The sequence below is a fragment of the Psychrobacter sp. Arc9 genome, from assembly GCF_041431295.1.
Taxonomy (GTDB): Bacteria; Pseudomonadota; Gammaproteobacteria; order Pseudomonadales; family Moraxellaceae; genus Psychrobacter.
Genome location: NZ_JASMRK010000043.1, coordinates 1 through 6,498 on the forward strand (window position 1 = coordinate 1; position 6,498 = coordinate 6,498).

The following is a 6,498-nucleotide window of genomic DNA, read 5'->3' on the forward strand; positions in this document are numbered from 1 at the left end:
TACTTCCAGCTCGTCTTGATGAGGTGCGTATTATAGACGGTTTAACTTTTGTGTCAACCCGTTTTATTAATGTTTTTAATCTTATTTTAGTAGATGAATAAATCTGTATTTTTTTCAATGGGTTATGATTTAATCAATTTTAATAGGTGTAGAAACTGATTATAAATGTGCTATTTACTGTACTTTCTAACATTAAAAACGCTTATCTTTGTTAGATAAATACCTTCTACTATCTTTGAGCTTTACCTTCGATTAGTGCAACCATTTCTCTATTTGAACTTTATAACTTACCCATCTTTTCAAAAAATGCTTTATACGCCGCTACTTTCTTATCCAACGATAGTGGATAAGCACGTGAAGTCGACGGTAACCTATATAAGGTTAGGTTATTCACATCAGCTTTCTGGTTATCTGTACTCTGCCATTGATAAGGGTAATCCATACTTTGATTGGTTTTTGGATGCTTTGATTTGGCAATTGGCTCGTCTAATAACCCAAGCAGTATTTCGGTCGCCTTACCTCCTGTCGTAAACAATGACGCTACCTTTGGCACTTGCGGCAAGATAACATCTAAATCAACAGGTGTGACTACTGTTAGATTTTTATCCGAAGCATTACCCGTCTCACGGATGGCCTGCTTTACTGTCGGACAAGAAGCAATACCACGTTCAAACATAAAATCTCGAATGCGCTCAGGGTCAAAGCGCTTCTCATCGCCTACTCTAAAGTAGTCAGCATCATCAAAAAATACTCGGCCATATATCCGCCACATATCATTATAAAAATTGGGATAATGAAAGCTCATTGCCCATTTATCAGCAGTTGGTGGAAAAGTACCCATCATCATGACCGTGGCATTGGGCGGTAAGACAGGCTCAAAGGGGTGATTTTCAAGCTCTGTGGCTTTGTCATCAGACAGTTTAGATTCAGTATCAGCAGTTTTTTGGGTGCTTGGTGTTTTTATAGTCATGATATTCTTCATCAGAAAAGCGGTTTTTTTGGTATCATAGCAAGTCTAAACACTACCTCACTTATAATCACGTTATATAGTCAAACTTAGTCGGTTCAATCAGTTGACTTAAATAGCGCGATATCATTTTACTTAGCCTGAATTGCTTAGGCTTTGATGGCAGCTGTGAACGCAAATATTGTCATTGCGATAAATGAGCACTGTCGTAAAGTAGTTTATTAGCTTGATTGTGAAGGGTTTAACTTTACTATTTATAAGCTAAAGATATGGTTAAAGTGCGGTAAGTGTTTGTATCTTTTATACTAATAGCAACCGCAGTAACTGCGCAAGCATCAGACAAGAAACCAAGAGAGTACTTATGAGTGACTTAAACAGCGATTTAAAAATTACGGTAATCGATCATCCACTAGTCCGTCATAAACTCAGCCTCATGCGCGAAAAAGACTGTAGTACTTATAAATTTCGTACATTGACCAAAGAGCTTGCACGCTTGATGGCTTATGAAGCAAGCCGTGATTTTGAAATCGAAACTTTCCCAATGGAAGGCTGGTGTGGCGAAATCACTGGTGAGCAAATCATCGGTAAGACGGCGACGATCGTACCGATTTTACGCGCAGGTATCGGCATGCTTGATGGGGTGCTCGACTTGATCCCTACTGCTAAGATTTCTGTAGTCGGTCTACAACGTGATGAAGAAACGTTGCAGCCAGTCCCTTTCTTTGAAAAATTTGTGAGCCACATGGACAAGCGTCCTGCGCTAATTATTGATCCAATGCTAGCTACGGGCGGCTCAATGGTTGCGACCATCGAGATGCTCAAGAAAAATGGCTGTACGAATATTAAAGCATTGGTATTGGTGGCTGCACCTGAAGGCGTACGCTTGGTAAATGAAGCGCATCCTGACGTGACTATCTACACTGCCGCATTAGACAGCCATTTAGATGAGCACGGTTACATCATCCCAGGTCTAGGTGATGCTGGTGATAAGATTTTTGGTAAGCAGTTATCGAATAGATAAGTCGCATTAGGGTAAATAAAGCCGTCATCAAAATTATGGCAACAGCAGACAGCATCAATAATAAGGACAGATAATGAACGTATTGATTACAGGAGCGAGCGCGGGTTTTGGTAAAGCGTTGGCAGAGCGTTTGGTTGCTAACGGCCATCGAGTGATTGGTTGCGCCAGACGCCTTGATAAATTGAATGCTTTGGCAGAAACTTTAGGTGAGGCTTTTTTACCCGTGGTTATGGATGTGAGCGATACAGCGTCTATCCCTCACATCATTGCTGACTTGCCTGATGACTTTAAACAAATCGATGTCTTGGTCAATAATGCAGGATTGGCACTGGGTACAGAGCCTGCTCACAAAGCCAGTCTTGATGACTGGATGCGTATGACTGATACCAATATTAAAGGCTTGATGGCGCTGACTCATGCGGTCTTGCCAGCGATGGTTGAGCGTGACAGTGGCTATGTCATCAATGTCGGTTCGATTGCTGGTAGCTGGCCTTACTTTGGTGGTAACGTTTACGGCGCAACTAAAGCGTTTGTAAAACAGTTCAGCTTAAACTTGCGAGCAGATCTGATTGGTACCCAAGTGCGTGTGACCAATCTTGAACCTGGCAACGTTGCTGGCACTGAGTTTTCAAACGTGCGCTATCATGGTGACGATGACAAAGCTGCCAAGGTGTATGATGGCTTTAAAACTATGACAGGTGAAGATATCGGTGATATTTTGTTATGGCTAATTGAGTCACCTGCTCATATTAACGTCAACCGTCTAGAAGTAATGCCAGTCGCCCAGACTTATAATGGACTGACGATTGCCAAGCAAGATTAGTATTAACTGCTCGACTAGTTTTAGTGTCAATGTTGATTATCGATATATTACTTATCAACACCGAACCTGTTAGCGCATCTCATAAGATCGAAGCAATATAGAGTCATCTATATTGCTTTTTTTTATGTCTTCAATAGCTTGCTCATTGACCAAACGCAAATCCTGAAAGTCCAAAATCAACACTTCGTTACGCAGACGTTCGCTAGTGCGCTTATTATGACGTATCGCAAACCCTAATACTTGCTTACCAGTGATAGTTATCTGATTAATAATTAACCTTGAAGTATTCACGGTCAGCTTTTGTGCCAGATTTTGAGCATTTATTATTGCCGTTGCTGGATTCACCGTAGTGGTTAACGTCTTTGTCTGTCGTACACTTTTGGGCATATCTCCTGCAAAAAACAATATCTGACCTAATGGTAAATATTGCGTATGCCGTACTAATTCTTGTCGGAACAATGCAGGCATATCTGTGTTAAAACTGTCTTCTGTCTGCTGATAAAATGCGGTGAAGTTACGATGAAGATAACGCCCGAACACCGTAGTATTAATCCATTCTTGATAAACATCATCTGCTAATAACTGCTTGGTAAAAGCACTGGCATCAATTGTGACATCCCTACTCAAAGTAGCAGGCAACATCGATAGCAAAAGCGCTTGCGGACTGGCAAATGTCTGCTGCTGCCATACTTGTGGATATAGGCTACTATCGAGTAATGGTAATGTTGATCTACTCATGCACTTGTATCCTCAACGATAATTTTCAGCCCCTACATAGTATTGGTATAGTCTCACTGTTAACTTTTACCCTTAGCCAAATTCTATGCTATGGTCAGATGCCTGCTTTAATATAGCAGTCTTTTATTCGCGGTATAGCTATTTTGTAGCGGTGTACTCTACCGCAATACTTTCTTAGCTAAATTGACCAAGGCAGCTTGAAAAATCAAAGTGATATCACTCTATGAAAAAAGACCTCATACCCTTTCCTACTCCCTACCAGCTAAAGACTATTACTGTCCAAACAGCTGATGGAACGCTGCTGCCCGTCTCTGTCATTGGCAAAGGTAAACCTGTCCTATTAATGCACGCCTTTGGTATGGATGCGAGGCAATTTTTGCCATTTATTTTACCGCTCATTCAGCACTACTGCTTTTACTTGCCGCATTTTAGAGGGTTTGGTTTGGCCAATAACTTAACGTTGCCAACGTTTGATTTTATTGAGCAATATGCACAGGATACCCAAGATGTATTTGAATACGTGAGTAAAGAGACTGGCTTTGAGGCTTTCCCTGTTGCCGCGATATCGATGGGAGCATTGGTCATGTGGGCGTATTTTCAGCGCTTTGGTACTCAGCGCGTCAGTCACTATCTGAACATTGATCAAGCACCGATTATTCATAATCAGCCAGACTGGCAAGGTGGCGGTGTATTCGGCACACGACAAACCGAATTGTTTGCGCAATTTACACAGTTAATTACCGACACTGCTCCTTATTTACAAGCCGAGCAAATGGTTGACTTCCGTCACCTGCCCTATCGATTAAAAGTGAATTTGTTAGACATGGAACGCTCTTTTTCTCTACTCTCTGTCAGTAGTAAACCTTCGCAATTATTGGTAAAAGCCCTCAGTTATCGGGCACCACACAAAATCTCACTAATGCAGCACGCGACATGGCAACACAAACTGCGCTGCCTATCTGCGTATGTTGCACTGCCCTACGATTACCGCGAGGTTTTGCCAACAGTCAATATTCCGACTACCTTACTGATTGGTGCGCGCTCGCAGTTATATAATGCAGAGTGGCAACAGCGTTTGACGACTCTGCTGCCCAATGCGCACAGTATTATTTTGCCAACATCAGGCCATGCCGTGCCGATGGATGCACCAGTTAGTTTTTATCAAGTCTTGAAAGAGTTTCTGAACGCTTAATTATGGGTTTTTAATAATGTACAAAAAAAACGACCTCAACGGGTCGTTGTTTTGTGCGCTAAATTCAATCTAAATTATTGGCTAAGTATTAATCATTTAATGGTTTAATCAATTCAAATCGTGGAATTTCCTTACCATCAACCGTAACTGTTTCAGCGAACATAGCAAGCGGACGAACCCACACGCCATACTCACCATATAAGCAACGATACACCACTAGCGATTCCTCAGTTTCTGAATGCTGCGCCGTATGCAATACTTGATACAAGCTGCCTTTATAGTGGCGGTAAATGCCTTGGGGAACGGTTTGGTTCATATAAAATCTCTATTAATCAAAAAGACTATTTACTTCTTTAAAGACATTTTCAAAATTCTGAAGCGTTACTTCACTAAAAGTACACTCATCAGTACTGATTTTTGCTATCTCATTAGCAGGTCTGAAATGATTGAATCTATTCTTTTCAATTACTTTGTTAATTTGAAGAATAATTCTATCAATATTAGAGTTAAGGTCGGAAACCTCTATGTTGTCGTATTCGTTGAATGCTGAATTAAATAAATTTAGATAGTCTTTCTTTTCAAATAAATCTTCTAAGTCAGCTTTATCATAAGTGTCTATAAAATCATGGAAAAACCTTACTTTGCTCTGATGTATAATTTTTTCCGATATTAGATTTTCCATCTTAACTCTTGCTTTAACATCATTGTATGAATCTAGAAGACACGCTATTTCTAGCTGAGAACCACGCAATAGAGATATAAAAGTTGCTACTTTTTCTAAACCACCAGTCGGTACAATAGTTATATCATCCCTAATACCTTGACGCCCAAGGGATTCCAATAGCCCAGATAAAGCTGTTAGTATAATTAAGTCAGATACGCCCTCAACGAGCAGGTTTTTCTTACTTACAAATAGATTTTGAGCGATATCATAGCCTAATGCAGCTTGCAGAGGAAACAACGTATTTGGATCTTTTTCTTGAATACTATTTGAAATGACTGATGTTTTGTCCTCTTCAAATACAGTTCTTACTCGCTCTAAGCTATTTGAAGGAATCATAAAGGGTGAATGAGTCGTATAGATTATTTGATAATCTTCCGATAGATCTTCTAGAAACCTCAGTAAATCAGCTTGTGCTGAAGCATGTAAATTCAAACCTGGCTCATCTAGTAATAACACATATTGAGAATCAGCATCTTCCTGTATCTTTTTAAACCAAACTAGAAAAGAGAAAAACCAGTTAAAGCCTTTACTTCTATTTTTTAAAGGTAAAGACACACCTTTGTTCTTTACACGAATATCTAATACATGCTCAACAACTCTATTCTGATTATCTTTCACAGAGTCAATTTGAAAAGTAATACCAAGGTTCTTGTTAGTTTGCCAATACTTAAAAAGCTCTTCAGAAATAATAGCTTCAGTTGCTTCGAGCTCTGCAATAAAATCTTCAAAGTCATTTGACTGTATCAACTCAGATGTATCTATCTCTGCTAGATCAAACAAAGCTCTTGCTGTCTTTTGCTCACTGTCACCAAGAGTCTTACTTTCAAGTTTTTCAATACTAATTCTAGAAGGTAGTGCAAAGTACTCGTCATAGTACAAAAATTTAGGAAGATTAGGTTTTAAAAAAATTCTTGCAACATATTCACTGATATGGTCGCTTTTCCAGTTCCACTCATTAGGGCGTGTCTTCAATTCATCTTACAATGAACGATAGTACACGCCAGATAAAGCATTGACTTAAAATTACGCGCTA

General features: G+C 39.7%; 7 protein-coding genes. 3 read left to right on the plus strand and 4 right to left on the minus strand.

The window, feature by feature from the left end; translation table 11 throughout:
- Nucleotides 1–280 precede the first annotated feature (280 nt).
- The gene (locus QO187_RS13545) at nucleotides 281–847 is read right to left on the minus strand and encodes a DNA glycosylase (RefSeq protein ID WP_371548632.1); all 567 of its coding nucleotides are present in this window, start codon (nucleotides 845–847) and stop codon (nucleotides 281–283) included.
- A 481-nt stretch (nucleotides 848–1,328) separates the two neighbouring features.
- Here QO187_RS13545 and upp point away from each other — a divergent pair, with 481 nt between their 5' ends.
- Together upp and QO187_RS13555 are read left to right on the plus strand one after the other, a co-directional pair.
- Nucleotides 1,329–1,988, plus strand: coding sequence for a uracil phosphoribosyltransferase (gene upp / locus QO187_RS13550; RefSeq protein WP_057761878.1), 660 nt, complete (start codon nucleotides 1,329–1,331; stop codon nucleotides 1,986–1,988).
- 73 nt (nucleotides 1,989–2,061) lie between these two features.
- Nucleotides 2,062–2,811 carry an SDR family NAD(P)-dependent oxidoreductase gene (locus tag QO187_RS13555; RefSeq protein WP_102092606.1) on the plus strand — a complete coding sequence of 250 codons (750 nt, stop codon included), beginning with the start codon at nucleotides 2,062–2,064 and terminating at the stop codon, nucleotides 2,809–2,811.
- A gap of 69 nt (nucleotides 2,812–2,880) precedes the next feature.
- Here QO187_RS13555 and QO187_RS13560 read toward each other — a convergent pair whose 3' ends face one another.
- Nucleotides 2,881–3,549 carry a hypothetical protein gene (locus QO187_RS13560; RefSeq protein WP_102092605.1) on the minus strand — a complete coding sequence of 223 codons (669 nt, stop codon included), beginning with the start codon at nucleotides 3,547–3,549 and terminating at the stop codon, nucleotides 2,881–2,883.
- Between the two features lie 223 nt (nucleotides 3,550–3,772).
- On the opposite strand from QO187_RS13560, the gene QO187_RS13565 reads away from it, so the two are divergent.
- A complete protein-coding gene (locus tag QO187_RS13565) occupies nucleotides 3,773–4,741 on the plus strand; it encodes an alpha/beta fold hydrolase (protein ID WP_102092604.1) in 969 nt (322 codons plus the stop codon).
- A gap of 88 nt (nucleotides 4,742–4,829) precedes the next feature.
- Here the strand turns inward: QO187_RS13565 and QO187_RS13570 are convergent, their stop codons facing one another.
- Nucleotides 4,830–5,057, minus strand: coding sequence for a DUF1653 domain-containing protein (locus tag QO187_RS13570; protein ID WP_102092603.1), 228 nt, complete (start codon nucleotides 5,055–5,057; stop codon nucleotides 4,830–4,832).
- A 12-nt stretch (nucleotides 5,058–5,069) separates the two neighbouring features.
- Entirely contained in the window at nucleotides 5,070–6,437 is a 1,368-nt protein-coding gene (locus tag QO187_RS13575) for an ATP-dependent endonuclease (protein WP_371548631.1), read from the minus strand.
- Nucleotides 6,438–6,498 lie beyond the last annotated feature (61 nt).